Annotated in this window: 24 protein-coding genes; 11 read left to right on the forward strand and 13 right to left on the reverse strand. The window is 59.4% G+C overall.

The window, feature by feature from the left end; genetic code table 11:
* The 4 genes from edd to TRM7615_RS18770 all read right to left on the reverse strand — a co-directional run bounded on the left by edd (nt 1) and on the right by TRM7615_RS18770 (nt 7,541).
* On the reverse strand, nt 1-1,809 hold the full coding sequence (gene edd / locus TRM7615_RS18755; protein ID WP_108790489.1) for a phosphogluconate dehydratase: 1,809 nt from the start codon (nt 1,807-1,809) through the stop codon (nt 1-3).
* 4 nt (nt 1,810-1,813) lie between these two features.
* Nucleotides 1,814-3,265, reverse strand: a complete 1,452-nt coding sequence (gene zwf / locus TRM7615_RS18760) for a glucose-6-phosphate dehydrogenase (protein WP_108790492.1) — start codon at nt 3,263-3,265, stop codon at nt 1,814-1,816.
* A gap of 747 nt (nt 3,266-4,012) precedes the next feature.
* Entirely contained in the window at nt 4,013-6,256 is a 2,244-nt protein-coding gene (gene ptsP, locus TRM7615_RS18765) for a phosphoenolpyruvate--protein phosphotransferase (RefSeq protein ID WP_108790495.1), read from the reverse strand.
* A 46-nt stretch (nt 6,257-6,302) separates the two neighbouring features.
* On the reverse strand, nt 6,303-7,541 hold the full coding sequence (locus TRM7615_RS18770) for an aspartate kinase (protein WP_108790498.1): 1,239 nt from the start codon (nt 7,539-7,541) through the stop codon (nt 6,303-6,305).
* Between the two features lie 184 nt (nt 7,542-7,725).
* On the opposite strand from TRM7615_RS18770, the gene TRM7615_RS18775 reads away from it, so the two are divergent.
* Nucleotides 7,726-8,088 (forward strand): hypothetical protein, encoded by a 363-nt coding sequence (locus TRM7615_RS18775; RefSeq protein WP_235824141.1) that lies wholly within the window; start codon nt 7,726-7,728, stop codon nt 8,086-8,088.
* On the opposite strand, the gene TRM7615_RS18780 is transcribed toward TRM7615_RS18775, so the two are convergent.
* The 4 genes from TRM7615_RS18780 to TRM7615_RS18795 all read right to left on the reverse strand — a co-directional run bounded on the left by TRM7615_RS18780 (nt 8,082) and on the right by TRM7615_RS18795 (nt 10,595).
* Nucleotides 8,082-8,723, reverse strand: coding sequence for an SDR family NAD(P)-dependent oxidoreductase (locus TRM7615_RS18780; protein WP_108790501.1), 642 nt, complete (start codon nt 8,721-8,723; stop codon nt 8,082-8,084). The genes TRM7615_RS18775 and TRM7615_RS18780 overlap by 7 nt on opposite strands.
* Before the next feature lie 4 nt (nt 8,724-8,727).
* Nucleotides 8,728-9,186, reverse strand: coding sequence for a DUF1178 family protein (locus tag TRM7615_RS18785; RefSeq protein WP_108790504.1), 459 nt, complete (start codon nt 9,184-9,186; stop codon nt 8,728-8,730).
* 115 nt (nt 9,187-9,301) lie between these two features.
* Nucleotides 9,302-10,060, reverse strand: a complete 759-nt coding sequence (locus TRM7615_RS18790; RefSeq protein ID WP_108790507.1) for an EcsC family protein — start codon at nt 10,058-10,060, stop codon at nt 9,302-9,304.
* Between the two features lie 46 nt (nt 10,061-10,106).
* Nucleotides 10,107-10,595, reverse strand: a complete 489-nt coding sequence (locus tag TRM7615_RS18795; protein ID WP_108790511.1) for a GNAT family N-acetyltransferase — start codon at nt 10,593-10,595, stop codon at nt 10,107-10,109.
* 90 nt (nt 10,596-10,685) lie between these two features.
* Here TRM7615_RS18795 and TRM7615_RS18800 point away from each other — a divergent pair, with 90 nt between their 5' ends.
* Together TRM7615_RS18800 and TRM7615_RS18805 are read left to right on the forward strand one after the other, a co-directional pair.
* Nucleotides 10,686-11,291: a flavin reductase family protein gene (locus TRM7615_RS18800; protein ID WP_108790514.1), complete on the forward strand. Its 606-nt coding sequence runs from the start codon at nt 10,686-10,688 to the stop codon at nt 11,289-11,291.
* Complete coding sequence (locus TRM7615_RS18805; RefSeq protein ID WP_108790517.1) at nt 11,291-11,923, forward strand: CatB-related O-acetyltransferase; 633 nt, start codon at nt 11,291-11,293, stop codon at nt 11,921-11,923. Before TRM7615_RS18800 ends, TRM7615_RS18805 begins: the two co-directional genes overlap by 1 nt.
* A gap of 42 nt (nt 11,924-11,965) precedes the next feature.
* Here TRM7615_RS18805 and TRM7615_RS18810 read toward each other — a convergent pair whose 3' ends face one another.
* Entirely contained in the window at nt 11,966-13,600 is a 1,635-nt protein-coding gene (locus TRM7615_RS18810; protein WP_108790520.1) for a SulP family inorganic anion transporter, read from the reverse strand.
* A gap of 190 nt (nt 13,601-13,790) precedes the next feature.
* Here TRM7615_RS18810 and TRM7615_RS18815 point away from each other — a divergent pair, with 190 nt between their 5' ends.
* Nucleotides 13,791-14,339, forward strand: coding sequence for an invasion associated locus B family protein (locus TRM7615_RS18815; RefSeq protein ID WP_235824142.1), 549 nt, complete (start codon nt 13,791-13,793; stop codon nt 14,337-14,339).
* Between the two features lie 72 nt (nt 14,340-14,411).
* A complete protein-coding gene (locus TRM7615_RS18820) occupies nt 14,412-15,284 on the forward strand; it encodes an S-methyl-5'-thioadenosine phosphorylase (protein WP_108790525.1) in 873 nt (290 codons plus the stop codon).
* A gap of 85 nt (nt 15,285-15,369) precedes the next feature.
* On the opposite strand, the gene TRM7615_RS18825 is transcribed toward TRM7615_RS18820, so the two are convergent.
* Nucleotides 15,370-16,059 carry a hypothetical protein gene (locus TRM7615_RS18825; RefSeq protein ID WP_108790528.1) on the reverse strand — a complete coding sequence of 230 codons (690 nt, stop codon included), beginning with the start codon at nt 16,057-16,059 and terminating at the stop codon, nt 15,370-15,372.
* A 381-nt stretch (nt 16,060-16,440) separates the two neighbouring features.
* On the opposite strand from TRM7615_RS18825, the gene TRM7615_RS18830 reads away from it, so the two are divergent.
* Nucleotides 16,441-17,469 carry a DUF418 domain-containing protein gene (locus TRM7615_RS18830; RefSeq protein WP_268877561.1) on the forward strand — a complete coding sequence of 343 codons (1,029 nt, stop codon included), beginning with the start codon at nt 16,441-16,443 and terminating at the stop codon, nt 17,467-17,469.
* Between the two features lie 27 nt (nt 17,470-17,496).
* Complete coding sequence (locus TRM7615_RS18835; protein WP_108790531.1) at nt 17,497-18,126, forward strand: LysE family translocator; 630 nt, start codon at nt 17,497-17,499, stop codon at nt 18,124-18,126.
* Nucleotides 18,127-18,130: 4 nt separating this feature from the next.
* Here TRM7615_RS18835 and TRM7615_RS25605 read toward each other — a convergent pair whose 3' ends face one another.
* Complete coding sequence (locus tag TRM7615_RS25605; protein WP_165821476.1) at nt 18,131-18,304, reverse strand: hypothetical protein; 174 nt, start codon at nt 18,302-18,304, stop codon at nt 18,131-18,133.
* A gap of 345 nt (nt 18,305-18,649) precedes the next feature.
* Here TRM7615_RS25605 and TRM7615_RS18840 point away from each other — a divergent pair, with 345 nt between their 5' ends.
* Both TRM7615_RS18840 and TRM7615_RS18845 read left to right on the forward strand, forming a co-directional pair.
* Entirely contained in the window at nt 18,650-19,189 is a 540-nt protein-coding gene (locus tag TRM7615_RS18840) for an adenine phosphoribosyltransferase (protein WP_108790534.1), read from the forward strand.
* A gap of 166 nt (nt 19,190-19,355) precedes the next feature.
* Nucleotides 19,356-19,838: a fasciclin domain-containing protein gene (locus tag TRM7615_RS18845; RefSeq protein WP_108790535.1), complete on the forward strand. Its 483-nt coding sequence runs from the start codon at nt 19,356-19,358 to the stop codon at nt 19,836-19,838.
* A 16-nt stretch (nt 19,839-19,854) separates the two neighbouring features.
* Here the strand turns inward: TRM7615_RS18845 and TRM7615_RS18850 are convergent, their stop codons facing one another.
* On the reverse strand, nt 19,855-20,775 hold the full coding sequence (locus tag TRM7615_RS18850) for a LysR substrate-binding domain-containing protein (RefSeq protein ID WP_108790538.1): 921 nt from the start codon (nt 20,773-20,775) through the stop codon (nt 19,855-19,857).
* Nucleotides 20,776-20,866: 91 nt separating this feature from the next.
* Between TRM7615_RS18850 and TRM7615_RS18855 the strand changes: the two genes are divergently transcribed.
* Together TRM7615_RS18855 and TRM7615_RS18860 are read left to right on the forward strand one after the other, a co-directional pair.
* Nucleotides 20,867-22,387, forward strand: coding sequence for a trimethylamine methyltransferase family protein (locus TRM7615_RS18855; RefSeq protein WP_108790541.1), 1,521 nt, complete (start codon nt 20,867-20,869; stop codon nt 22,385-22,387).
* A gap of 156 nt (nt 22,388-22,543) precedes the next feature.
* Nucleotides 22,544-25,018, forward strand: coding sequence for a GcvT family protein (locus TRM7615_RS18860; RefSeq protein ID WP_108790543.1), 2,475 nt, complete (start codon nt 22,544-22,546; stop codon nt 25,016-25,018).
* Here the strand turns inward: TRM7615_RS18860 and TRM7615_RS18865 are convergent.
* Nucleotides 25,015-26,430 carry an FAD-binding oxidoreductase gene (locus tag TRM7615_RS18865; protein ID WP_108790545.1) on the reverse strand — a complete coding sequence of 472 codons (1,416 nt, stop codon included), beginning with the start codon at nt 26,428-26,430 and terminating at the stop codon, nt 25,015-25,017. The genes TRM7615_RS18860 and TRM7615_RS18865 overlap by 4 nt on opposite strands.
* Nucleotides 26,431-26,437 lie beyond the last annotated feature (7 nt).

A 26,437-nucleotide genomic window follows, 5' to 3' on the forward strand; every position in this document is an offset into this window, starting at 1 on the left:
TCAGTTCCCGAATACAGTTGCGCCGGTGTCAGCGGATCCAACCGTCTGACGAAATGTAGCAAAGAGGTCGCGGCCCGTGCCAAAGGCGTTTGCGGTCAGGTCAACCGGGGCGATCTCGCGCTCGGTCACGCCGGGTGTCAGAATCTCCAACTGCCCGGCCACCGCATCAACGCGCAGCAAGTCCCCATCGCGCAGCTGAGCGATCGGGCCCCCATCGAGGGCTTCGGGGCAGACATGGATCGCAGCAGGCACTTTGCCCGACGCCCCGGACATGCGCCCATCCGTGACCAGAGCCACCTTTTGTCCCCGCCCCTGCAGAACCTGCAACACCGGCGTCAGAGAATGCAGTTCGGGCATCCCGTTGGACTTTGGCCCCTGATAGCGAACAACAACGACCACATCGCCCGTCAGCTCCCCAGCCTTGAACGCCGTCTTGACGCTGTCTTGGTCTTCAAACACGCGCGCAGGTGCCTCGACGATCCGATGTTCCGGTGCCACGGCGGAAATCTTCATCACGCCCGTCCCCAACGAACCGCTAAGCCGTGACAGGCCGCCCGTGGGTTGGAACGGGTCGGATGCAGGTCGGAGGATCTTGTCGTTCAGGCTTTGGCCTGCCCCGCTCTGCCAGACCAACTGACCATCGATCAGTTTGGGATCTTGGGTGTAATGCGCGAGCCCCTCGCCCGCGACTGTCTGCGTGTCAGGATGCAAGAGTCCCGCATCCAGAAGGGTCGAGATCGCATAGCCCAACCCGCCTGCCGCGTGGAAATGGTTCACATCCGCCAAGCCGTTGGGATAGACCCGCGCGATCAGGGGAACCACGGCCGAAATGTCCGAAAAATCCTGCCAGTCCAATGCAATGCCACCGGTCCGTGCCATCGCCACCAAGTGGATCAACAGGTTGGTCGAGCCACCGGTCGCCATCAACCCCACGATGCCGTTTACAAACGCCTTTTCGTCCAAGATCTGGCACACCGGCGTAAAGTCATTGCCAAGCGCACTGAGCGAAAGGGCGCGCTTTGCCCCTTCGACGGTAAGAGCGTCGCGCAGATCTGTGTTTGGCGGCACAAAGGACGCGCCGGGCAAGTGCAGACCCATGAACTCCATCAGCATCTGGTTGGTGTTTGCGGTCCCGTAGAACGTGCAGGTTCCAGGCCCGTGATAGGCCGCCATTTCGGCCGCCATCAACGCATCGCGGTCACATTCTCCGGCCGCAAACTGTTGTCGCACCTTGGCCTTTTCGTCGTTGGCCAATCCGCTGGCCATCGGCCCCGCAGGCAAGAACACCGCCGGGAGGTGACCAAAGCTCTGCGCTGCGATCACCAGCCCGGGAACAATCTTGTCACACACACCAAGGAACACGGCCGCGTCGAACGTATTATGGCTTAGAGCAACGCCCGCCGCCATGGCGATCACATCGCGGGAGAACAACGACAGCTCCATCCCCGGCGCGCCTTGGGTGACGCCGTCGCACATGGCGGGCACCCCGCCCGCAACCTGAGCCGTACCACCTGCCGCGCGGATGGCAGTGCGGATCAATTCGGGATAACGCTCGAATGGCTGATGAGCCGACAGCATGTCGTTGTAGCTGGTGACGATCCCAAGGTTCCCAACGCCGCCCTCGGCGAGCCGTGTCTGGTCCTTTCCGGCACCAGCATAGGCGTGCGCCTGCCCGCTACAGCTGAGATGTCCGCGCGCTGGACCTTGGGACGTGGCTTCGGCCATGCGGGCCAGGTAAGCGCTGCGCATCGGCGCGCTGCGGTCGATGATACGGTTGGTCACATCGGCAAGGGTTTGGTTCAATGTCATCTGATCACTCTCCGATCTGGCGCCAACGGCGACCATCGCGATGCATCAGCATCAAGGCATCTTCGGGACCCGAACTGCCCGCGTCATAAGGCGCCGGCCGATCGGTCCGCTCTTCCCAGGCGCTGATGATCGGGTCGGCCCAGGTCCAGGCCGCTTCGACCTCGTCTCCGCGCATGAACAGGGTCTGATCGCCCCGGATCACATCCATTACCAACCGCTCATAGGCGTCCTGAGGGCGGTTGTCGGCGCCAAGGGCCTCGGCAAAGGACATATCCAGCGAAACCTCTTTCAAACGAAGGCCGCCGGGGCCCGGATCCTTGATCGTGGTGCGCAGCGTGATCCCCTCGTCCGGTTGCAGGCGGATCACCAGAACGTTGCCGCGCAGATGGCCGACATTGGGAAAGATCGTGTGCGGGGGGTCGCGGAACACGACGGCAATCTCTGATTCCCGCGCGCGCAGCTTCTTACCGGTGCGCAGGTAGAACGGCGTGCCTGACCATCGCCAATTGGCAACCCGCACTTTCATCGCGACAAAGCTCTCGGTCCGGCTGTCGGGGTCACCCACATGATCCAGATAGCTGTCATCGCCTGTGTCAGCCCGGTATTGTCCCCGCGCAATATCACCATCCGGAACCGGATCGAGCGCCTCGATCACCTTGACCTTTTCGTCCCTCACCGCATTGGGTGTAAACTTCGACGGCGGTTCCATCGCGGTCAGGCACAGTAGCTGTACCAGATGGTTCTGTACCATGTCCCGCATGGCGCCGGACTTGTCATAATAGGCCTCGCGCCCTTCGATGCCGATGCTTTCGGATACCGTGACTTGCACGTGGTCGATGTGGGTGGAGTTCCACAGGGGTTCGAACAGCGAGTTCGCAAACCGAAGGGCCATCAGGTTCTGTACGGTTTCCTTGCCCAGGTAATGGTCGATGCGATAAATCTGATGTTCGTCAAAACAGGCGCGCAGCCCCGCATTCAACTCACGCGCGGATTGCAGGTCGCGACCAAAGGGTTTTTCGACCACGATCCGGCTGTCAGCCGTCGCGAGGCCGCCAGAGTGCAAGCGTGACGCAATCTCGGAGAACAGAGATGGTGCAACAGACAAGTAGAACGCCCGCACCGTTTCCGGCCGGAGCCTGCTTGCCAGATCATCCCATCCTTCGGGCCCCGTGGCATTGACCGCGACATAATCGATGCGCGACAGAAAGGTGTTCAACACATCGTCCTGCTCGGCCTCTTCGCCGGCCTGTTCAAGTATGGCGGTGCGCACCGTGGCACGGAACTCATCTGCGCTGATGGCGGACCGGGCCGTGCCAATGATGCGCGCCGTGTCAGGCATCTGCCCCACGACGAAACGGTGGAACAGACCCGGTAGAATCTTGCGGTGCGCCAAGTCGCCTGTGGCTCCAAACAGCACAAGATCGAACGGATCAACTGGGATCACACGCGAAACCATCGAATTGTTCCTTTCCCTGCCGCGATCAGTGTCAGTGAGTTAACGGCAATGTTAGCGATAACATAGTTCAAATCTGCTTTTGCCCACAAGTCAGGCAAAAAGCAACCCATCTAACCCTATCACTTACGATCGTACGATAGCAGGTTTCTCAGAAATTCTGGATCGAGCGCCCTGGAAACTCGTTGTTGGACCAGAAACCCAACTCATCGGAAAGTTGCTACATTTCAGATTGTTAACTCCCATACGCGAAGTGATGAGTTATCCACAAATGTCTATTTCCAAGAGGTTATGTGAAGAAATTCAACCAAGAAGTTACTGAGGGTAATGCATTGTTCTTACAAGACTTTCATCTTCAATACGGGAGAAGCAAATTGAACGGTGAACGCCATTCAATGAAGAAAACTGCATCTGCACCGCATGGCCACTGCATTGAGCATTCGCGTATGGACTGCTCCGGGGATAGAAGCTTGGTTGATTTCTGCATCTTGCTACAAATATGAAAGAATGACCCTCAATTATCTAGATTTTACCCAATAAATGTTCCAAATAGTCAATTTTGTGATAGCGATTCTATCCACACAATACCTGAAAGATCGTGGAAAACCTTGGGGATAAATCTGATTGCGAACCAATCGACGCAAGAGTTGGCTAAAGCGGTACAACGTCAGTCCTGCAGGGTGACGAAGCACATCCAATTCAGTGAAATGTTGTTAAATTTCAGCAAGTTGAGCGATTGGATTTCACCGCTCAACTCTGCTGTTTCAACCACGCCATCACGGCAGGTCGAACACTTTGCTCACCGCGGTGTCGCGCGTCCGAGATGATCTTGCGCAGCTCGTCCAGATTTGATCGTAAAAGCAAACTTTTGACCGGCCCAATTGAAGCTGGACGCATGGACAATGTGCGAATACCCATGGCGGCAAGGCACAGCGCCTCGATCGGGCGGCCGGCATCTTCGCCGCAAAAGCTCAGCGGTGTGCCTGAGATAGCGCACCGCTCAACGATCCGCTCTATCAAGCTCAGGAAACTGACATTCAGCGTGTCATAGCGACGGCGCACCCGCTCGTTTTCACGGTCTGCGGCAAAGAAGAACTGCTTCAGATCATTACCACCGACGGACAGGAAACCCACATCGTCAAAAAACTTTTGCGGTGCAAATGCCAGCGATGGGGTTTCAAGCATCGCCCCAACTTCAAGCGTTTCCGGCAGCACATGCCCCAGCTTCCGTTCGCGCTCGATGGTCTTGTCGACCTCGGCGCGGGCCATGTGGTATTCTTCGGCCTGAGCCACGAAGGGGAACATGATCGTCAGTGGACGGCCGTTGGCGGCGCGGATCAGCGCCTGCAGTTGCATGCGCATGACGCCCGGTTTGTCCAGGCCAACCCGGATCGCGCGCCACCCCAGGGCGGGGTTCGGCTCGTCTGTGGGTTTCATATAGGGCAGCACCTTGTCCGATCCGATGTCGAGTGTGCGGAACACCACGCGTTTGCCGTGTGCAGCATCAAGAACCCGACCATAAAGCGACACAAGTTCGGATCGTTTGGGCATCTGATTGCGCACCAGGAACTGCAACTCGGTGCGGAACAGCCCCACCCCTTCGGCGCCAGAGCTATCGAGAGACGGCAGGTCCGCCATCAAGCCGGCATTCATCACCAGCGACAGTTCTTTGCCGTCAAGGGTCACAGTCTTGCGATCACGGATCGAGGCATAGCGTTCCTGCGCGTCCGCCTGCATCGCTATCTTGTCACGAAAGGCGGTCACAACCGTATCATCAGGGCGCAGATGAACGATCCCTTGATCGCCATCAACCATGATGTGGTCGCCGTTCAACGCCTCGGTCGTGATGCGGGCCGTGTGCACTACCAGCGGGATCGCCAATGCACGGGCCACGATGGCTGCATGGCTGCCGACCGAGCCTTCTTCGAGCACGATACCTTTGAGCGAACGACCGTATTCCAGCAACTCTCCGGGTCCGATATTACGCGCAACCAGGATCGGATCGGCGGGCAGTTCAGCGCCTGAATTGCTCCCTTGTCCGGTCAGAATGCGCAGCAACCGATTGCTGAGGTCATCCAGATCCGCAAGGCGTTCGCGCAGATAGGCGTCATTCACCTGCTCCATGCGCGCACGTGCTTGGGATTGTTCCTTTTCGACAGCAGCCTCGGCGCTCAAGCCGCGGGCGATGTCCTCTTCCATGCGGCGCATCCAGCCCTTGGAGTTGGCAAACATGCGATAGGCTTCAAGGACTTGCAGCTGCTCTTTGTCCCCGTTCTGGGACATCTCCAGCATCTTGTCGACGCCAACGCGCAGCTCTTCTACAGCCTCGTTCAGGCGCTCAAGCTCGCGGTGAGGATCGTCGGCGATGGGGTTGGTGACCACCACGCGCGGCTCGTGCAGCCAAACGTGGCCCTCAGCCGCGCCCTCTTGGCCGGTGCCCCCGCGCAACAAGACCGATTGCTGGTGCAGCGGCGACAGAGCTGCGCCTTCGCCGACAAAGGCTCCCAGTTCGGTCATTTCGGCCACGACCATGGCAACCACTTCGAGAGCATAGACCTCATCAGCGGAAAACTCGCGCGCATCGCGGGATTGCACGACGAGAACGCCCAGTTTTTCACCCAAACGCTGCACCGGAATGCCCAGGAAGGACGAGAACCGCTCTTCCCCCGTTTCTGGCATATAGCGGAAGCCCTTGGCCGACGGCGCGTCGGGCGTGTTGATGACCTTGCTGTACTTGGCAACGCGGCCCACCAGACCTTCGCCCATGCGCAGGCGGGTTTGGTGGACAGATTCAGGCTGCAACCCTTCGGTCGCGCAGAGTTCCAGCGTTTCGGAGTCGCGGAACAGGTAGATCGAGCAGACCTCGGTCCCCATGCTGTCCGCGATCAGATGCGTGATCTTGTCCAGACGCGCCTGGCCAGCGTCATCGCTGGCCATGGCTTCACGCAGCCGTCCAAGCAGCTTGCGGGATTCACTTTCTGTGCCGTCCGCCATCGGGCCTGTCACCTTGTTTCATTCAGATAGACCAAAAGCGTTTCGCTCAGGCCGCCTGATCCAATTCAAAGGCATCATGCAGTGCCTGAACAGCAAGTTCCATGTATTTCCGATCAATCAGAACGGAAATTTTTATCTCGGAGGTTGTAATGACCTTGATGTTGATCCCCTCATCCGAGAGCACCTTGAACATCTTGGCCGCAACGCCCGACTGCGACCGCATGCCGATGCCCACAACCGAAACCTTGGCCACGTCGGTGTCCGCGATCAGTTCGGCATAGTTCAGCTCCCCCTGCTCCTTGATCGCCAGCAGCGCCTGTTCGGCGCGCGCGACCTGATCAGTGGGGCAGCTGAAGGTCATGTCGGTGCGGCCCTCGTCCGAGATGTTCTGCACGATCATGTCGACGTTGACGCCGCCATCGCTCAGCGCGGTAAAGATGGTGGCAGCAATACCCGGACGGTCTGCGACCGATTGCAGGGTCATCTTGGCTTCGTCCCGCGAATAGGCGACGCCCGAAACTACATTGGATTCCATGATATCCTCCTCATCGCAGACCAGGGTACCGGCCTCGTCGGATTGTTCTTCAAAGCTGCTGAGAACACGCAGTTTTACCTTGTAGCGCATCGCCAGCTCGACCGAGCGGGTCTGCAGCACCTTGGCCCCCAGCGAGGCCAGTTCGAGCATCTCCTCGAACGAGATCCTGTCCAGCTTGCGCGCTTTCTCGCAGATGCGCGGGTCGGTGGTATAGACGCCGTCAACATCGGTGTAGATGTCACAACGTTCCGCATCAAAAGCAGCAGCAAAGGCCACCGCAGTGGTGTCCGAGCCGCCACGGCCCAGGGTGGTGATCCGACCCTCGGGGCTGATGCCCTGGAAACCGGCCACGACAGCCACGCGCATACCCTCGCCGAACTTTTCGTTGATGTTCTTGGTCGGGATCTCTTCGATCCGGGCCTGACCGTGGGCCGATGTGGTCATCAGCGGCACTTGCCAGCCCTGCCAACTGCGCGCGGGAACGTCCATTTCCTGCAAGGTCAGCGCCATCAGGCCCGCAGTGATATTCTCACCCGAGGACACAACGGCGTCATATTCACGCGCATCATAGAGCGGCGAGGTTTCGTTCACCCAGCCCACCAGTTCATTGGTCTTGCCCGACATGGCCGACACGATGACGATGACGTCGTAGCCCTTGGCCACTTCGACACCCACGCGCTTGGCCACGCGGCGGATACGATCAAGGTTGGCAACAGACGTGCCACCGAATTTCATCACGAGTACGGGCATGGGGTCAGAAGTCTCCGCGCCTTGGATTATTGGTTCCACGCCTCATATGCGAGGGGGGTCTCAATCGCAAGTGGCGCGGCCGCAATGTTAGCGTCATCTGTACCGCTTTTATGTCGCAACTGCTTTACAGGCTGGTTTCGCGGTGCCAGTTTGAAACAAAATCACTGATCTCACAGGACATTCAATGCGTTTGTTTCCCGCGGCCTTTGCGCTGACCCTGCTCGCCTCACCCTTGTTTGCACAACAGGCCACTGTTTCCGGCACCGATGGCAACAACAATGCCTTGGGTACCGTGCCTTGCGCCGCCCCCGGCAATGCCTTGCAAAACTGCCATGCCGAGCTGCGCAGAAAAGAAGACGGTGGCGTCACGCTTGCGGTGCAAATTCCCGGCGGTGACGTGCGGCGCATCTATTTCGAGGATGGCAAACCCACATCGTCCAGCTCCCCCACCCCGATCAGCCACGAGGTGCAAGGGGGAATCATGCGGATTTTCATCGAGCCCGGCGAAGTGTTCGAGGTACCCGCAGACGCGGTGAAACCTCAATAGGCGTGATCGCGCCCGTCCCAGGTTTTGAAGCAGCCGGTGCTGGCCAAGTCCAACTCGGCAAAGCGGGCGATCAGACCCTCGGCGGCTTCATCGACCGAGATATCGCCCTCGGCTCCGCCCATATCAGTGCGGACCCACCCTGGGTGGTAGATTCCCACAGCGATGCCTTTCGGCTTCAGATCGGCGGACAGATTGCGACCCAGGTTCAAAGCCGCCGCCTTGGACGCGCGATAGATATAGCTACCGCCCGGCGCACGGGTGTGTGACGCCATTTGCGAGGAGATGATGGCGATGCGCGCGCCATCGGCCAGTTCCAGGTTCGGCATCAGCGCCTGCACGGTCAGAAACACGCCGGTGATATTGGCGGCAAAGGTCTGCGCCCACATCTCGGCCGGGTAGCCGTCCGGCTCCTGCGCCTTGTCCAGATAGACGCCTGCATTGCAGATCAGCAGGTCCACAGGTTTGCCGGACATTTGCTCGGCCATCTCGCGGTGCTGTGCTGGATCGGTGACATCCAGCGTCACGGTTTCGGAGCCGTCACGCGCGGTTCCGGTCACGGTGTGGCCGTCTGCGCGGTACCTTTTGCTGATTTCCTTGCCGATACCGCGATTGGCGCCCGTGATCAGGATATGCATTGGATCAATTTGTCTTTCTGTTTGGCATGAATGGAAGCGGTGTGACCGGCACACCATCATCAATCAGGGATTTGGCGTCTTCCAGATTCGCCTCACCATAGATCGATCGTTCCGGCGCTTCGCCTTCGTGCATGGCGCGCGCCTCGGACGCGAAATCCTTGCCGACATAATCCGAGTTCGCCTCGATCTGCTTGCGCACCTCGGCCATGGCTTTTTCCATGTCCGAAGCAGGTTCACTAAGCTTTGGCGTCGGTGCAGGCGCAGCCTCGGGTACAGGCGGCGTCGCTGCAGCCGAGCGCGCAGGCCGAACGCGCGGCGTCATGATCGCCTTTTCGACCTCGGTGTGGCCACAGACCGCGCATGTCACCATGCCCGTTACCGCCAGCTTGTCATAGGCTTCGGCGGACTGGAACCAGCTGTCAAAGCTGTGGCCTTTGCTGCATTTCAACGCATACTGAATCATCGTCGGCTCGTCGTTTAGGTTCGCGAATAGATATCCACACCGGCCCCAAGATCAAGCCCGGACGTAAAGCCCCGAGATCACAACAGGAAAGCCGCTAAACCCCATCATATTCACTCTAGCTGATTTGATCCGACATTCTAGAGCGTAAACGCAAAACCAATTCATCCTGCGGCAGGTCTGCGTCCACGGCCAAGCGGCGCAAGCCAAACTGGACATGGGCGATTTGCTGGTAATATCGCGTGTAGGCAAAATTCGTGCCCGCCCCGGCAACCGCCCCCAGAATAGGCACGGTTTGCGCCGCCAGTTTCTGCCCCAACGCAGTTGCCAGCTTGGGCGCGACAGTGGCGATCAGTTTCTGCATCGCCCCGCCGGTCAGCGTCATACGCGCCGACAGAAACCCCAGATCGGCCCCATCGTCGAAATCCAACGGCCCGGCGGCGGAAAACACCCGGACACAATCGAACTGAACACTTTCGGTGGCCGGATCAAACCCGGTTTCCGCGGCAACACCCTGAATGGCGCGCAGCAACATCGTAGTGGTGGCGGGCAGTTCCACCAAGGCGCCGGGCAGTCCACCAAACCCACCAGCGGCCCCAAGGGCCGTGGTGACGGCGGTGTTGATCCATTCCTTTTGATCCGGGACGGCCCGACGCGTCCCTTGAGCGGCCTGCACCGACAGGCGCAGCGCGCGTTCCGTCGCCTCGGTCAACCCATCGCGAACATTGGCGGGCAGTTGGTCCAGCAGGCCTTCGGCCTTGCCACCCAGGGCGTTGAGCATCTGCACACCTGTTCCCCCGGCCGAGCGGTAGTGCTTGGCAATCCGATCCAGTTCCGTATCGGTGTCCAATGGCGGGCGAGTGATGATGTCGTGCATGGTACTCCCTTCTCGTCACTCAAGATTGGGAACGAAAGGCCGGATTTCAAGCGCTCCAGCGGGTTACAATACCCTCAACGCCCTCCCAGGCCCCCTGTTGCAGGGCATTGCCCAGAACCCGGTCCGGGTTGGTGGGGGGGGGCATTTCAACGCCCGTCAGACGCTCGAATCCGAACCGGTTGTAATAGGGTGCATCGCCCACCAGCATCACCCTTTTCCAGCCGTGATTGGCGGCGGCCTCTAGCCCCTCCTGGATTAGAAACCCGCCCAGACCTTCGCCTTGGTGGGTTGGGTGCACGGCAACAGGACCAAGCAGGAGGCTATCATGGTCGCCCACATGCACCGGCCAGAACCGGATGGCGCCCGCCAGAATGCCCAGCTCATCGCGCGCGACCAGCGAAAACTCCTTCACCGGGTCCACATCGTCGCGCAAACGGTAAGACGACAGCGCCTCGCGACCGGGGGCAAAGCAGAGGTCAAAGAGCGCCTCGACCTCCCACCAATCATTGGCAGTTTCCGGTTTGACCTCGATCACCTGCGTCTTGCCCTTTACCCAACTCTTTCCACGGGTGGCAATCGCCCTACCACTTCGCTACCCCTAGGGCAAACACTTGGAGAGAGATTGATGTTCTACCGCCCCGAGGACGGCCACGGCCTGCCCCACAACCCGTTCAACGCCATCATAACCCCGCGCCCGATCGGCTGGATCTCTTCGCGTGATGGCGATGGCGTGAACAACCTTGCGCCTTACTCCTTTTTCAACGGCGTGGCTTACTTTCCGCCGCAGGTCATGTTTGCCTCGACCGGTGTGAAAGAGGATCAGGACAACACCAAGGACAGCATGGCCAACATCGAAGAGACGGGTGAGTTCTGCGTGAACGTGGTGGAATTTGCCGCCCGCGACGCGATGAACGCCAGCTCGGCCACTTTGGACAAATCGGTGGACGAATTTGCCCATGCAGGCCTGACGGCGGTCGAATGCGAAACCATCAATTGCGCCCGCATCGAAGGTGCACCGGCGGCGCTGGAATGCAAATTGACCAAGATCGTGACTTTGCCAGGTGAATCGAACCGTGTGGCGTTCGGCGAGGTGACCGGCATCCATTTGCGCGATGATTGCCTGCGCGATGGGATCTTTGACGTGACCACCTATCGACCGCTGGCCAGATTGGGGTACCGCGATTATTCTGTAGTGCGCGAGCTGTTCTCGCTGCAAAGACCCGACGACTGATGCCCCTGCCCGACGCCACACGACGGTATCCAGTGACGCTGCCAGATGGCAGCGAACACAAGGGAACCGTGTTCCTGAACCGCGTGATTGATCATCCCCGGTTTCAGGTGGGCCACTACACCTACGCCTCGGACTTTGATCCGCCCCAGGATTGGGCCAGCCATCTTGCGCCCTATCTGTTTAAAAACTCGACCGAGGCACTTCGTATCGGCAAGTTCTGTCAGATTGCCCATGGGGTTCGCTTCATCACCAGCTCGGCCAATCACGCGATGGACGGGTTGACCTGTTTCCCGTTCCCGGTGTTCGACCCCGAACAGATGATCGGATTCCAGCCCGATACCCGTGACACGATGATCGGCCATGATGTGTGGGTCGGCTACGGCGCCCTGATCCTGCCGGGCGCGCAGATCGGAACCGGCGCCATCATCGGTGCAGGTGCAGTGGTACGTGGAACCGTGCCGGATTACGGCGTTGTGACCGGAAATCCGGGCACGGTCGTCAAATACCGGTTCGATGCAAACACGATCGCGACGCTGCTGGATATGAGCTGGTGGGACTGGCCCGCAGAGCAGATCGCGCAAGCCGAATCTGCATTGCTGAGTGGAGATGTCGACGCACTCAAGCGGATTTGAAACAAATCGGGCGACCGCTTGGCCGCCCGATTGTGATTTGGATTAGTGGCCGCCCAAAACACCGGTGCGGACCGAGTAATCAACCGCCAGCGCATAATCGGGGTCATCATCGCTGTCGACCATCAGGTGACCGGCCTTTGTCAGCAGTTGGTGACAGTCGCGGGTCAGATGGCGCAGCATGATCTTTTTGCCCGCTTCTTCGTATTTTAGCGCAACAGCCTCAATCGCTTGCAGCGCCGATTGGTCCACAACGCGGCTGTTGGCGAAGTCCACGATCACGGTGTCAGGGTCTTCGCTTACAGTGAACAGTTCACCAAATCCATCGGCCGACCCAAAGAACAGCGGGCCGTTGATTTCGTAAACCTTGGCGCCCTCTTCGGTGAGCGACTCGCGGGTTTCAGCGTGGATGCGTTTGGCGTTGTTCCAAGCGTAGGCCAGAGCTGAGACGATGACACCAACCACAACGGCGACGGCGAGGTCTTCCATCACGGTCACAACCGTCACCAGAACGATGACAAAGGCGTCCATCAGGGGCACCTTGCGCATGATCTTGAACGAGTTCCAGGCAAAGGTCCCGATCACCACCATGAACATTACACCGACCAGAGCGGCCAGCGGGATCTGCTCGATCAGGGGCGAGCCCACAAGAATGAAGAGCAATAGGAACAAGGCCGCCGCGATCCCTGCAACTCGGGTCCGTCCGCCGGATTTCACGTTGATCATCGACTGACCGATCATCGCACAACCGCCCATACCGCCAAAGAAACCGGTGACAACGTTGGCTGCCCCCTGAGCGATACACTCCTGGCTGGCACCACCGCGTTTGCCGGTCATCTCGCCCACCAGGTTCAGCGTCAGCAGTGATTCAATCAGGCCAATGGCGGCCAGGATTACGGCATAGGGCAGGATGATTTCAAAGGTTTCCCAATTCAGCGGAACCATCGGGATGTGAAAGCTCGGCAAACCGCCCTTGATCGAGGCCAGATCACCCACGCGCGGAACATCCAGACCCATCGCGATGACAAGACCGGCGACCACGGCAATGCCTGCCAGAGGTGCCGGGATCACACGAGTGATGCGCGGCATGACCCAGATGATCGCCATGGTCAGCGCCACCAGCCCCAGCATCATGTAGAGCGGTGTGCCGGACAGCCATTCACCGCCAGACATGCCGTGACCGGTGTTTTCCATCGTGCCGGGCACTTTGAACTGGCCCATTTGCGCCAGGAAAATCACGATCGCCAGACCGTTCACAAAGCCCAGCATCACCGGATGCGGCACCAACCGGATGAATTTGCCCCACTGCATCACACCCGCAATGACCTGCAAAATCCCCATCAAAACAACGGTCGCAAACAGGTATTCGACCCCATGCTGCGCCACCAACGCCACCATGACCACGGCCAAGGCCCCGGTCGCGCCCGAAATCATGCCGGGGCGGCCTCCGATCAGCGCAGTGATCAGGCCAACCAGAAACGCCGCATACAGACCCACCAACGGGTGCACACCCGCCACAAAGGCAAAGGCCACCGCCTCGGGCACCAACGCAAGGGCAACAGTCAGACCGGACAAAAGCTCGATGCGGATACGGCCGATGCTGAAGCCTTCGTCGGGCATCCAACGCAGATCGGGATAGTCTAGACGGCTGGCGAATGAGGCCAAAAGGGCTCGGGGCATGGCGGGATCCTACGGGGTTTGTTCGCGACTTTGGCGCGTTTTCGCCGAAAACCGCTGGAAAACCTGCGAGCCCGGCAACTGAACGTCGCGCAGCCCTTAACATACCTGAGGCGAAAAACCACCCCTCTCGCCAACGTGACTTGCGAGAATGCCACACCGCCGTCATCCCTGAAGCATGAGATGGCTATGTATGACATATTTGCTGCTTTCTCCGGCAGCTTGGGCACAGGACTTGCAAGGCAATGACACCCCGGGCAACTGGCGGGTGACGCATCACAAAATTCACGACATCTGGAATTCCATGTGCGACGAGCGCGAGGAACAGGGCACCCTGGTGCAGCGCTGCTATCTGCGCAGGGTCGATGTCTTTTCCCCGCGCCCCAAATTCGTGGCACAGTTCCTGTTCATCACGCCTGAGGTGGAGGGGTACAAGGTCGAATTCGGGATGGAGCCGGGAACGTTGTTTTCACCCAACGGGTTTCGGATCGAGACGATGCAGGGCGACATCTGGCGCACCCGGTTTCCGGGCTGCCTGACGGGGTTGAGCTGCACCTTCACCGGCGATGACGCCGATGTGCTGATTGCCAGCATGCAAGACGGCGAGGCGTTTCGTTTCACCTTTCGCGACCGTCATGGACAACCGCAGGATCTAAGTTGGCCCTTGTCCGGTTTTGGTGACGCCTGGCAGGATTTTCAGCAGCAGATCAAGGCGCGCGGCCTTTTGCCCGTTGATGAATAGGCCACCCTTGCCAAACGGGGCACCAACCCTCACAACTTGCGAAACACTCAATCCAACTGGGGGATATGACCCGTGAGCAAAACGAAAATCGCCGTCATCGGCGGCTCGGGCATCTATGATATCGACGGGCTGCAAGGCGCGGAATGGGTCAGCGTCGAAACGCCTTGGGGCACCCCTTCGGATCAAATTCTCACAGGCTCGCTGGACGGGGTCGACATGGCGTTCCTGCCGCGACACGGGCGCGGCCATGTGCATTCCCCGACTGAAGTGCCCTATCGCGCCAACATCGATGCGCTCAAGCGGTTGGGGGTGACGGATGTGATTAGCGTCAGCGCCTGCGGGTCGTTCCGCGAGGCGATGGCACCGGGCGATTTCGTCATCGTCGACCAGTTCATCGACCGTACTTTTGCCCGCGAAAAAAGCTTTTTCGGTACCGGTTGTGTGGCTCATGTCAGTGTCACCCACCCCACATGCCCGCGTCTAAGCGATGCCTGCGAAACCGCAGCCAAAGCTGCTGGCATCAACGTGCATCGCGGTGGCACCTATCTGGCGATGGAAGGTCCACAATTCTCAACCCTCGCAGAATCCAAGATGTACCGCGAACACTGGGGCGCGGATGTCATTGGCATGACTAACATGCCCGAGGCCAAACTCGCCCGCGAGGCCGAGCTTTGCTACGCCTCTGTGGCCATGGTCACCGATTATGACAGCTGGCACCCGGATCATGGCGAGGTGGACGTGACCGCCATCATCGCCACCCTGACCGGCAACGCCGAAAAGGGTCGCAACCTGGTCAAAGGCCTGCCTGCCCTTTTGGGTGCAGACCGCGATCCTTGCCCCCACGGCTGCGACCGGGCGCTGGAATACGCGATCCTGACCGCTCCTGAGAAACGCGATCCTGCGCTGCTGGCCAAGCTTGACGCAGTCGCCGGGCGCATTCTGTAAGACAAAAATCACTCCCGCCGGTCAGTTGGGACCGACGGGAGGCCTCGGGCCCCGGGAGGATGACCCGAGTTCACGCGTCTTCAGGTTACGCGTCATCTCCGCTCGGCTGATTTGCGCCAAAGACCTGCACGATGTTCCAGTTCTTTTTCTGCTTGGTCAGCCAGCCAACATCCAACAGCGTTTCAAGCGAAACGCCGGTGCCGCAATTGGCGGTGCAATCACTCGTCACGATGGGCCTTGGGTTGAATTTCACGTAGCGCTCGACCCCGTCACGGTCGCGATCAAGGTATACGGTTTCGACGATGAAGACGAAGTATCCATCCTCGGTCGCTTTTTCGAACACCTTGTCCCGACATCTCTCGCGCATGTTTTCCCGCTCGGCCGTCTGGCGGAAAATCTTGTCCAACGAGATAGAATACACGTGTTCATCAAAGTGGAACCATTCCCAAATGCTCTGCTGCGCGACAGTTTCGCTTTGCCCCATCGCCCAATGCACGCTTTCACCAAGATAGTTGAAGACGGTCAGGTTCACTGCATTAGGGTGAGAAATGAACTGTTGGCCATAAAGGCTGCAAATCGCATTGTCGGCAAAGGTCTTTGACGGACCGTGATAGGCAAAGGCGTCACCCGGTTTGGGTTCGTTCACATGGGCGGCATCCACCAGTTTGAAATGATACCTCAGATCCAGGTGGTCGGCGTCCAGAACGCTTTTTCGGGACACACCAAAGATGACGATCAGCCCGACGAGGGCCACGAACAATATCTTACGTGACATGGCGGGCCTCACTTAGGACAGCACAAGCTGCCGCCGCAGTTGTAGTAACCAGGCGGACACGCAAGTGCGATTGAGGGTAGAATGACGAACAGGCCCAAAAGGGCCGCAGCAATCAGTTTCATAGCAATAACTCCAACAAAATAATGCGCTCACCTTAGCACAATTTCTTGAAAACTCCGAATCTGGGGGCCCCGAAACGTCAACGCACAGTGAATTTAGCCTTTGTTCAAATCTGCGGCCTGACACCTGCAAGACACGCAAAAACGGACAATTTCGACGCAGGGTTGAAATCGGTCAAGATCCGCCCAATGTCGGAACCTGTTGGAAACATGGCAAATTGACTTACCGACAGGGTGCTTGTGATGACAGAGACGGTTTCTCGTGGTCGGGGTTGAAACGCGACACAAACCCCGCCTTCATGGGTTGGACGCAGCCCGATTTCTGGCCTTTTGTGGCATGGTTCTCGTCAACTTCCGCATCGCCGCCGAAGTTGCCCCTGGCCCCGATTGGGCCAATGTTCTGATCAACAGCCTTGAGGGCCGGGCGGCCGCTTTGTTTGTTGTGCTGGCCGGGGTCGGTGTCACTTTGGGCAAGCCAACCCCCTGGCTGATGGCGAAACGCGCGACGTTTCTGTTTGTCGTTGGCATGTTGAACATGACCATCTTTGACGCGGACATCCTGCATTTCTATGCGCTCTACTTCGTGGTCGCGATCCCATTTTTGACCAGCAGCAATCGCACCCTTTGGATCGGCGCGATCGGCATCGTCGTCGCATCTCTGCTGATCCACGGCATCCTGGACTATGATGCCGGTTGGGATTGGGACGCGCTGGTCTACAACGATTTGTGGACCCTGCCCGGTTTTTTGCGCAATGCGTTCTTCAACGGCTGGCATCCGGTTTTGCCCTGGGCTGCATTCCTGCTCATCGGAATGGCACTTGGCCGCAGTGATCTGGGCAAGCGATGCACCCAGCATCGGCTCATCCTGTGGGGGTTGGCTGCAGCGATCTTTGCGCTGGTGCCACAGGACCTGACCCAAGACCCGGACTTGCAAGCTCTGCTGGGAACCGAATCCATTCCGCCTGGCCCTTTCTACATCATGGCTGGCACAGGCACGGCCTGTGTGGTTATTGGCCTGACGCTCAAGCTTATACCCGCACTGGACCGGTTGCATATGTCCCCGCTTCTAACCGCACCGGGCAAGCAGACCCTGACACTCTACGTGGCGCACATTCTCATCGGCATGGGCACGTTGGAGGAGTTGGGGTTGCTGGGCGGTTCCCTCACCGCGCCACAGATCACCTGGATCGGACTGGGATTTGCGGCAGCAACATCGATCTATGCCCTGCTGTGGTTTCGCCTCTTCCGTCGCGGCCCGTTGGAGGCCATCATGCGCAAATTGACCGGATGATTCCGACCGTTTGCAGAGAGACCCCGCATGTCCTTTGATCTTTGGCTCGCTTTTGCCGCTGCCTCGACCGCATTGTTGCTGATACCGGGGCCAACTGTCCTGTTGGTTCTAAGCTATGCCCTGTCCAAGGGACGCCCTGTCGCCGTTGCTTCGGCCACGGGCGTGGCGTTGGGGGATCTGATTGCCATGTCAGCCTCGCTTGCCGGGTTGGGCGCTTTGGTGTTGGCGTCGGCCACGCTCTTTACGGCACTGAAATGGGTCGGGGCGGCCTATCTGCTGTGGTTGGGATTCAAACTTTTGCGATCGGCGCCGTCACAAGGCATGGGCACCGTTGCGACCGGCAAGGATGTCACCCCGCGCAGCGTGTTCGTGCATGCCGCTGCCGTAACGGCGCTGAATCCAAAATCCATCGCCTTCTTCATCGCCTTTGTGCCGCAATTCCTGCGCCCATCGGAACCTCTGCTGCCGCAGTTTGCGATCTTGATCGCGACCTTTGTTGGTCTGGCAGGGTTCAACGCACTTGCCTATGCCCTGCTGGCGGACAAGCTGCGCCAGTGGATCGACCGCCCATCGGTAATTACGGGCCTGACCCGCTTTGGGGGTGTCACATTGATGGGGATGGGACTGGCAACCGCATTCCTGCGCCGCCCGGCCTGAGCACTTAGTCCTGTGCGTTTTCCTTTAGAAACCCCCGGATAAACCGGCGGATTTCGCGCGCCGCACTGGTATCCAGCTCTTTGCATAGATCGACAAATGCGTCCCGTTCGGATTTGTCCAAACGCAGAACCAGTTGCGCGTTCTTCTTGCTCGACGACTTGCTGTCTTTTTTCTTCACCGTGTCCGCGCCCTATGCGATTTTTCATGGGTATCTTGATTCATTTCGATATACTTTGTATATACAATGAATAGCAAATCCATATTACCGAACACTAACAACAGAAAAGAGCAGAAAGCAAATGAACCTATTGGCCGCATCATCCCTTCTTGTACAGGACCGCCGCGATTGGCGCAGGCCACACCTGTTGTGGCTGCCATCCAGCCTCTACCGCTCGTACCTCAGCAAGAAGGACAAGAAATAAGTCACGCCAGCTCAAACGCTGTCCAGCGTGACCTCTTGACCCTTGCAAGCCGATCCCACATCGGCCAAACCCCCGCTCAACTGACCTGATCGGGGGCCATCATGCCAAAGAAGACATCCGTCCAAGATTACATTCGCACCATCGTGGATTTCCCCCACGAAGGGATCATGTTCCGCGATGTGACAACTCTCTTTGCCGATCCGCGTGGGTTCCGCATGGCCATCGACCAGATGCTGCACCCCTATGCGGGCGAGCAGATCGACAAGGTCGTTGGGCTTGAGGCACGCGGGTTTATCCTGGGCGGCGCCATTGCCCACCAATTGAGCGTGGGTTTTGTCCCGATCCGCAAAAAGGGCAAGTTGCCCGGCACCACCATCAGCCAAGACTACAAACTGGAATACGGCGAAGCGATCGTCGAGATCCATGATGACGCCATCCAACCGGGTGAAAAGATTCTTGTTGTCGACGATCTGCTCGCCACTGGCGGCACGGCCGAGGCGGGCATCAAACTGATCGAACGACTGGGCGGCGAGATCGTGTCGTGCTCTTTCATCGTCGATTTGCCTGATCTGGGCGGCCGCAAACGATTGGAAGAGATGGGCATGGACGCGCACGTCCTGTGCGCGTTTGAGGGCGAATAAGCCCCGAATTTGTCACAAGATCGTGACTGGACGCCTCTGTCTTGCGCGGCTTAGCGCAGGACACCACCGGTTCAAGGAAAGAAACCTCGGGATCGCTCTGATCCGGTTCTGACCCCCCTCCGTACCCTTCGCATTGCCACTGACGGCATGACATGGAGGATACCTTATGTTTCGCAAAATCGCACTGACCGCCGCCGCCACCGCCATCGCAGCCACCGCCGCTTTTGCCGGCAGCTCATCCAAAGACATCGTCGACACCGCCGTGGGCGCAGGGGACTTCGGTACCCTCGTGGCTGCCGTTCAGGCTGCTGATTTGGTGGACGTTCTGAAGGGGGATGGCCCGTTCACCGTTTTTGCCCCGACCGATGCGGCCTTTGCCGCGCTGCCTGAGGGCACGGTCGAGAACCTGTTGAAGCCTGAAAACAAGGATCAGCTGATCGCAATCCTTACCTATCACGTGGTGCCGGGCAAGGTTATGTCGACCGACCTGAGCGACGACATGAAAGCCGCAACCGTACAGGGCGGCAAGGTCACCATTGATCTGGACAACGGCGTGATGGTGAATGACGCAACCGTTGTGGCCGCAGACATCGACGCCAGCAACGGCGTGATCCACGTGATCGACAAGGTCATTCTGCCCAGCTCGTAAATCTGTTTGGGGCGGCTTAATTGGGTCGCCCCTCCCCCTCTCCCATCCCGATCATCCAGTCGCGCACCTGCTCGGCCTGCGGGATGAGCGGGACGGTTTTGGACCAGACCAGGTAAAAGCCCTTGCCGGTCTTCCAGGCCCAATCTGCTTTGGCTGCGAGCAACCCCTGCTCGATCAGCCGCCGGGTCACATGGCGCCAGCCAAAGGCAAAGCCTTCGCCTGCCATTGCCGCCTGCAACACCAACGCATAGTCATTCAACCTGAGCCCCGCCTTTGGCGCTTGCGCCGGGATGTCGTGATGCGCGAACCAGGCTTGCCAGGCGGGCCGTTCCCGCACCGGCTCTTCCAGATGGATCAACCGCTCATGCAACAAATTGGCTGGCGTGGCCAGGTTCACTGCAGCCGCCATCACCTGTGGGCTGGCGATGGGAGAGATGACTTCGTGAGCGATCAAGGCAGAATGGACACCGGGCCATGATCCATCGCCCCGCCTTATGGCAAGACTGATTCCCTCGGCGTCTATGTCGGGCTCACGGTCACTGGTTTGCACACGCAGATCGATGCCTGGATGGCTGTCATGGAATTGCTGTAGGCGCGGCACCATCCAATAGTTGGCAAAGGCCGAGCTGACCGACACCGTCACATGATCATTGCGACCACGCTGATGCACTTCACGCGCAGACTGCAAGATGCGGGTCAAAGCGGCGGAAACGTCTGAAAACAAACGTTCTCCGGCGTGGGTCAGCCCCACTTTGCGGTGCGCCCGATCGAAGAGCAGGACACCCAGAGAGGCCTCAAGCTGTGCGATGGACGCGCTGACGGCGGGCTGCTGCACATTCAACTCGGCAGCCGCACGGGTGAACGACCCGTGCCGCGCGGCGGCTTCGAACACGATGAGGTGGCGGGGGGATGTGACGAGTTTCCAGAGCTCTTGCATAACTCATGCTTATCTAATGCATCAAGTTTTTCAACCGTCACAGGCGCGTTCCACCACCCTAGTCTTACGCATCACCAAAGGGAGAGACCCCATGGCCCGACGTGCCCGCGCCAGCCGCGCCCGCCAGACCGCAGAGATCGGAGCTCCGGCTTCGCCGCACATCCAGCGCAGCCTGCCGTTCTTTGATCCGCTGGACGAAGAGCAGATTGCCACGCTCGAGGCGCAAGTGGATTGGATCATGCAGGACGTGGGCATCGCCTTTCGCGACGATCCGGTGGCTTTGGATCTGTGGCGCGAGAACGGCGCCCGGATCGAAGAGGACACCGTGCGCGCAGATGCGGCCTGGATCCGGGATCTTTGCGCCAAGGCTCCCTCGCAGTTCACGCAGTTGGCCCGCAACCCCGAGCGATCGGTGATCATCGGCGGCACCCACCAGGTGTTCGCGCCGATCTATGGCGCGCCCTTTGTGCGCGATCTGGAAGGGGGCCGCCGCTATGGTGATATGACGGCGTTCGAGCAATTGGTGAAGCTCACCTATCTGCACCCCAATCTGCACCACGGTGGCTTTGTCACTTGCGAGCCCTGCGACGTACCCGTCAGCAAGCGGCATCTGGATATGTTACTCGCCCACATGACGCTGAGCGACAAACCCCACCTGGGCGCGATCACTGAAATGAGCCGCGCACAGGACAGTGTGGATATGGCCGAGATCGTCTTTGGCGCGGATGTGATGGAGCAGAACTGCGTCATCATGGGGAACGTCAACACCAACTCGCCCTTGTTGGTGGACAAGGTGGTAACCGAGGCAATCCGCACCTATTGCGGGCGAGGCCAAGGCATTGTTGTTGTTCCCTTTATTCTCTCTGGTGCAATGGGGCCAGTGTCGACCGCTGCCAGTGTGGCCCAGGCGATGGCCGAAGCGATGATGTGTTGTGCCTATGCGCAGATGATCCGCCCCGGCGCACCTTTTGTGCTGGGCAATTTCCTGAGTTCGATGTCGCTGAAATCCGGCGCGCCCACGTTTGGGATGCCCGAGCCGGTGATCTCGAATTATGCGATTGGTCAGTTGGCCCGTCGTGTCGGATTGCCTCTGCGCTGTGGCGGTTCGCTGACCGCGTCCAAGGTCGAGGATGCGCAGGCGGCGTATGAAAGTGCGGACTCTATGCATTCTACCATGCTGGCCGGTGGAAATTTCGTGCTGCATTCGGCCGGTTGGCTTGAGGGTGGGCTGTGCACCGGGTTTGAGAAGCTGATCATGGATGCGGACCGGTTGGGTTCCTACCAAAAGGTGTTGAGCCAAGGATTGGATACCAGCGACGAGGCGCTTGCGCGGGACGCTTATGGCGAGGTCGCGCCGGGTGGGCATTTCCTGGGCTGTGATCACACGATGCGCAACTATCAGACCGCGTTTTACGAGCCTGCGCTCAGCGACAGCGAGAATGTCGAAAGCTGGGAGGAAGGGGGTTCCAAGGATATGCGCCGCCGCGCGTATGAACGCTGGAACGCGATGCTTGACGCTTATGAGGCTCCAGCCATGGAACAGGGGCTGCGCGAAGAACTGGCCGCATATGTCGCCCGCCGCAAGGAGGAGCTGCCGGATGCGTGGTACTGAGTTAACCCAATCTTCACGCATATGCTCAGGTGATGCCAAATCGCAAAATCGCCTGTGCACTAAGCGTGCACCATGCGTGCACAACCCGTGCACCGACTTTGCGCCACCGCTCCGCTTTCCCATTCGCCGTTTGCCCCAGAGCTGAGGACAACAGAAATGTCAGATCAATTCACCCAATCCACCCTCAACATCCACAAGGAAGACGGCACCGGCGGCAAGCCCCTGCCGTCGCATGCCAAGGTCGTGGTCATCGGCGGCGGCGTCGTCGGTTGTTCGATCCTGTTCCATCTGGCCAAGTTCGGTTGGAAAGACGTTGTGTTGCTGGAGCGCGACGAGTTGACCAGCGGGTCGAGCTGGCATGCGGCGGGGCAAATCCACACGATCAGCTCGGATCCCAATATCTCGCGTCTGCAAAGCTATACCATCGACTTGTACAAAGAGATCGAGGAGACCTCGGGTCATTCCGTTGGTCTGCACATCACCGGCGGGTTTTATCTGGCGTCGAACAAGACGTGGTATGATTATCTGAAGCGTGAACGGTCCAAGGCGCGCTACATGGGGTTGAATCAGGAGTTCATCAGCCCGGCTGAGGTCGCCGAGCGGCATCCGCTGATTGATCCGAAACACTACTACGCCGCGCTGTGGGATGATCAGGATGGTGATCTGGACCCGTCGGGCGCCACCTATGCCTTTGCTAAGGCGGCCAAGGTGCATGGGGCGCAGTATTTCACCCATTGTGGCGTGACCGCGACCACGCAGCGCCCCGATGGCAGTTGGGATGTGACCACGCCCAAGGGTGTGATCAATGCCGAGCACATCGTGAACTGTGGCGGTCTGTGGGCGCGTGAAGTCGGGCATATGCAGGGGCTGAACCTGCCGGTGCAGCCGATGGAGCATCACTATCTGATCACCGAAAAGATTGACGCTGTGGCTGCGCACCCGACTCGCCTGCCGGCGGGGATTGATTACGAGGCGAACATCTATTTCAGGCAGGAGCGTCAGGGGATGCTCTTGGGCACCTATGAGCCCAAGGGGACGCCGTGGAAAGTGGGTGGCACGCCCTGGGACTTTGGACATGAGCTGTTGCAGCCTGATCTGGATCGGATCGCGGACCGTCTGGAGATGTCGTTCGAACGCATCCCGGCGATTGGTGAGGTCGGGATCAAGGACATGATCAATGGGCCCTTCACCTTTGGTCCTGATGGCAACCCGATGATCGGGCCAGTGCCAGGGATGAAGAATTACTGGTGCGCCGTGGGGGTCATGGCGGGCTTCTGTCAGGGCGGCGGCGTGGGCCTGACCATGGCTGAGTGGATGATTGACGGCGAGCCATCCATCGACGTTTGGGCGATGGACGTAGCGCGATTTGGCGACTTTGCGACGCCCGATTGGGGCACGGTGAAATCGACCGAGAACTATGAGCGTCGGTTTGTGATGACCTTCCCGAACGAAACGCTTCCCAAGGGCCGGATGCAGAAAACGACGGCTCTGTATGATCGGCTTGTGGCGCGCGGTGCGCGGATGGGTCAGGGCTTTGGCCTGGAGAACGCGCTGTGGTTTGGTGATGGGCCAGAGGATGCCCATGAAGAGCCGACGTTCGAGCGCAATCGGAGCCATGAGTATGTGGCGCGCGAAGTTCAGGCGGTGCGTGAGGCTGTTGGCGGGATCGAGATTGCCAACTTTGCCAAGCATGAATTCAAGGGCCCCGGAGCACGGGCTTGTCTGGATCGGATACTGGCGGGCTATGTGCCAAAGCCTGGGCGTTTGACTTTGACGCCGATGCTGACGCCCAAGGGCAAGCTGTATGGTGATCTGACGGTGGCCTGTCTGGGCGAGCAGCATTTCATGCTGTTCGGCTCGGGCGCGATGCAGGAAGCGCATCGGCGGTGGTTTGAAAAGAACCTGCCTGCGGATGTGACCTATGCCAACGTCAGCGATGATTGGCACGGGATCGCCCTGTCGGGGCCGAAATCGCGGGACCTGCTGCAACGGATCATGCGCGAGGATGTGAGCGCCGAGGCGTTCAAGTTCCGCGACCTGCGCCAGACTTTTGTGGGCGGGGTTCCGGTGATCCTGAACCGGATCAGTTTCTCTGGCGAGTTGGGGTATGAAATCTACTGCAAGCCGCAATACCTGCTGCGTCTAGCCGAGGCGATCGAAGAAGCCGGAGCCGATCAGGGCTATCGCTGGTATGGGGCGCGAGCGCTGATGTCGATGCGGTTGGAAAAGGGCTGGGGCGTGTGGACGCTGGATTTCCGGCCTGATTTCGATGCGGTGGAAAGCGGCATGGATGTCTTCATCAACTGGAAGAAGGATTTTGTCGGTAAAGATGCCACTTTGGCCGCGCGCGAAGCCGGACCGAAACAAAAGCTGGTGACGATGACCATTGATGTGGACGGGATTGATGTCTCAAACGACGAGGCGATCCTCAAGGACGGCAAGGCTGTGGGATACGTCAGCTCGGGCGGCTATGCGCATCACGCGCAAAGTTCGATGGCGATGGGCTATGTCAGCACCGAGCACGCAGCACCCGGCACGCAGTTGCAGGTCGAGATCCTGGGCGAGATGTATGACGCCGAGGTCCTGGGCGCGCCGATCTATGACGCCAACGGTGCCAACATGCGGGCTTAGGCCCGCAGCACCGCACCGGGATTCATGATCCCCAACGGGTCGAGGGCGGCTTTGATCGCCCTCATCGCCGCCAGTTTGGTCGGGTCGCCATAGCGTTCCAGGTCCGCCGCCTTGAGCCGCCCGATGCCATGCTCGGCGCTGATCGAGCCGCCCATCTGATGCACCAGATCATGCACGATGCGGGTCAGGTCACCGGCCATTGGTTTGAATGCATCTCGTGACTGCCCTTTGGGTGGGAAGATGTTGTAGTGTAGGTTTCCGTCGCCGGCATGGCCAAAGGCGTTGACGCGGAATTCACCCTTTGCCGCAATGCGTTTGCCTGCTTCCTCCACAAAATCCGGGATTAGCGATATCGGGACCGAGATGTCGTGGCTGGCGATGGAGCCGATGAGGCGGTTCGCCTCGGGGATGTGCTCGCGCACGGTCCAAAGCTCTTGCCGCTGCGCCTGAGACTGCGCGATCACGCCATCCAGAGCCAGCCCTTGCTCAGCGGCCTGCTCAAACAGCTGTTCAAGCATCTGCGCCGGGTCTAGTCCGGCCCCCAGCCCCAGTTCGATCAGCACGCACCATTCCGGCGGCTCGGCAAAGGGTTGGCGGACGTCTGGCAGCACTTCGGTCAGGAACTCCAATCCCTGCCGATGGATCAGTTCAAAAGCGCTGACGCCGTCCCCCACGATCGCGCGCGCCACAGCAAGCAAGTCCAGCGCGGCAGCCGCCGAAGGTACCACGATCATCGCTGTGCCCTGCCCCACCGGCACCGGCGACAGTTTCAGCGCCGCTGCCGTGATGATCCCCAGCGTCCCCTCGGCCCCAACCAGCAGATTGCGCAGATCATAGCCGGTGTTGTCCTTGCGCAGCCGGGTCAGGCCGTTCCATATCTCGCCATTGGGCAAAACCGCCTCAAGCCCCAGACACAGATCCCGCGCATTGCCATAGCGCAGCACGTTCACCCCGCCCGCGTTGGTCGACAGGTTGCCGCCGATACGGCAAGACCCTTCGGCAGCAAGTGACAGGGGGAACAGCCGGTCCTCAGCCTCGGCCGCGGCCTGAACATCAGCCAGCACAGCGCCCGCCTCGGCCACCAACACGTTTTCGGTTGGGTACACGCCCCGGATCGCCGACATGCGTTCCAACGAGATCACCAGCGGTGCCGGACCGTCCCAAGCCACCTGTCCGCCCACTAGCCCGGTGCCACCGCCATAGGGCAGAACCGGCACGCGCGCCTCGGCTGCGGCTTTGACCAAAGTTGAGACCTGATGAACATCGCGCGGCAAAGCCAGAACACCGACCTGCCCCTCACGCCGCCCGCGCGGATCCTGGGCATAACGGGCCTCGGGTGGGCGCAGCCCGTCCTGGGGCACAAGAGTGCTCAACCGCGTTGCAAATGCCTCATCCGCCGCGTTCAAAGTCATGCTAGTC

It is taken from the genome of Falsiruegeria mediterranea M17 (assembly GCF_900302455.1).
GTDB lineage: Bacteria > Pseudomonadota > Alphaproteobacteria > Rhodobacterales > Rhodobacteraceae > Falsiruegeria > Falsiruegeria mediterranea.

Bases quoted from the DNA above. Each gene is read 5' to 3' on its own strand.
- TRM7615_RS18850 (WP_108790538.1), bottom strand. From the start codon at position 20,775: ATGCAAGAGCTCTGGAAACTCGTCACATCCCCCCGCCACCTCATCGTG.
- TRM7615_RS18860 (WP_108790543.1), top strand. From the start codon at position 22,544: ATGTCAGATCAATTCACCCAATCCACCCTCAACATCCACAAGGAAGAC.
- TRM7615_RS18815 (WP_235824142.1), top strand. From the start codon at position 13,791: ATGACATATTTGCTGCTTTCTCCGGCAGCTTGGGCACAGGACTTGCAA.
- TRM7615_RS18775 (WP_235824141.1), top strand. From the start codon at position 7,726: ATGCGTTTGTTTCCCGCGGCCTTTGCGCTGACCCTGCTCGCCTCACCC.
- TRM7615_RS18780 (WP_108790501.1), bottom strand. From the start codon at position 8,723: ATGCATATCCTGATCACGGGCGCCAATCGCGGTATCGGCAAGGAAATC.
- zwf (WP_108790492.1), bottom strand. From the start codon at position 3,265: ATGGTTTCGCGTGTGATCCCAGTTGATCCGTTCGATCTTGTGCTGTTT.
- TRM7615_RS18835 (WP_108790531.1), top strand. From the start codon at position 17,497: ATGTCCTTTGATCTTTGGCTCGCTTTTGCCGCTGCCTCGACCGCATTG.
- TRM7615_RS18855 (WP_108790541.1), top strand. From the start codon at position 20,867: ATGGCCCGACGTGCCCGCGCCAGCCGCGCCCGCCAGACCGCAGAGATC.
- TRM7615_RS18805 (WP_108790517.1), top strand. From the start codon at position 11,291: ATGCCCCTGCCCGACGCCACACGACGGTATCCAGTGACGCTGCCAGAT.
- TRM7615_RS18865 (WP_108790545.1), bottom strand. From the start codon at position 26,430: ATGACTTTGAACGCGGCGGATGAGGCATTTGCAACGCGGTTGAGCACT.
- TRM7615_RS18810 (WP_108790520.1), bottom strand. From the start codon at position 13,600: ATGCCCCGAGCCCTTTTGGCCTCATTCGCCAGCCGTCTAGACTATCCC.
- edd (WP_108790489.1), bottom strand. From the start codon at position 1,809: ATGACATTGAACCAAACCCTTGCCGATGTGACCAACCGTATCATCGAC.
- TRM7615_RS18800 (WP_108790514.1), top strand. From the start codon at position 10,686: ATGTTCTACCGCCCCGAGGACGGCCACGGCCTGCCCCACAACCCGTTC.
- TRM7615_RS18785 (WP_108790504.1), bottom strand. From the start codon at position 9,186: ATGATTCAGTATGCGTTGAAATGCAGCAAAGGCCACAGCTTTGACAGC.
- ptsP (WP_108790495.1), bottom strand. From the start codon at position 6,256: ATGGCGGACGGCACAGAAAGTGAATCCCGCAAGCTGCTTGGACGGCTG.
- TRM7615_RS18840 (WP_108790534.1), top strand. From the start codon at position 18,650: ATGCCAAAGAAGACATCCGTCCAAGATTACATTCGCACCATCGTGGAT.
- TRM7615_RS18770 (WP_108790498.1), bottom strand. From the start codon at position 7,541: ATGCCCGTACTCGTGATGAAATTCGGTGGCACGTCTGTTGCCAACCTT.
- TRM7615_RS18825 (WP_108790528.1), bottom strand. From the start codon at position 16,059: ATGTCACGTAAGATATTGTTCGTGGCCCTCGTCGGGCTGATCGTCATC.
- TRM7615_RS18845 (WP_108790535.1), top strand. From the start codon at position 19,356: ATGTTTCGCAAAATCGCACTGACCGCCGCCGCCACCGCCATCGCAGCC.
- TRM7615_RS18790 (WP_108790507.1), bottom strand. From the start codon at position 10,060: ATGCACGACATCATCACTCGCCCGCCATTGGACACCGATACGGAACTG.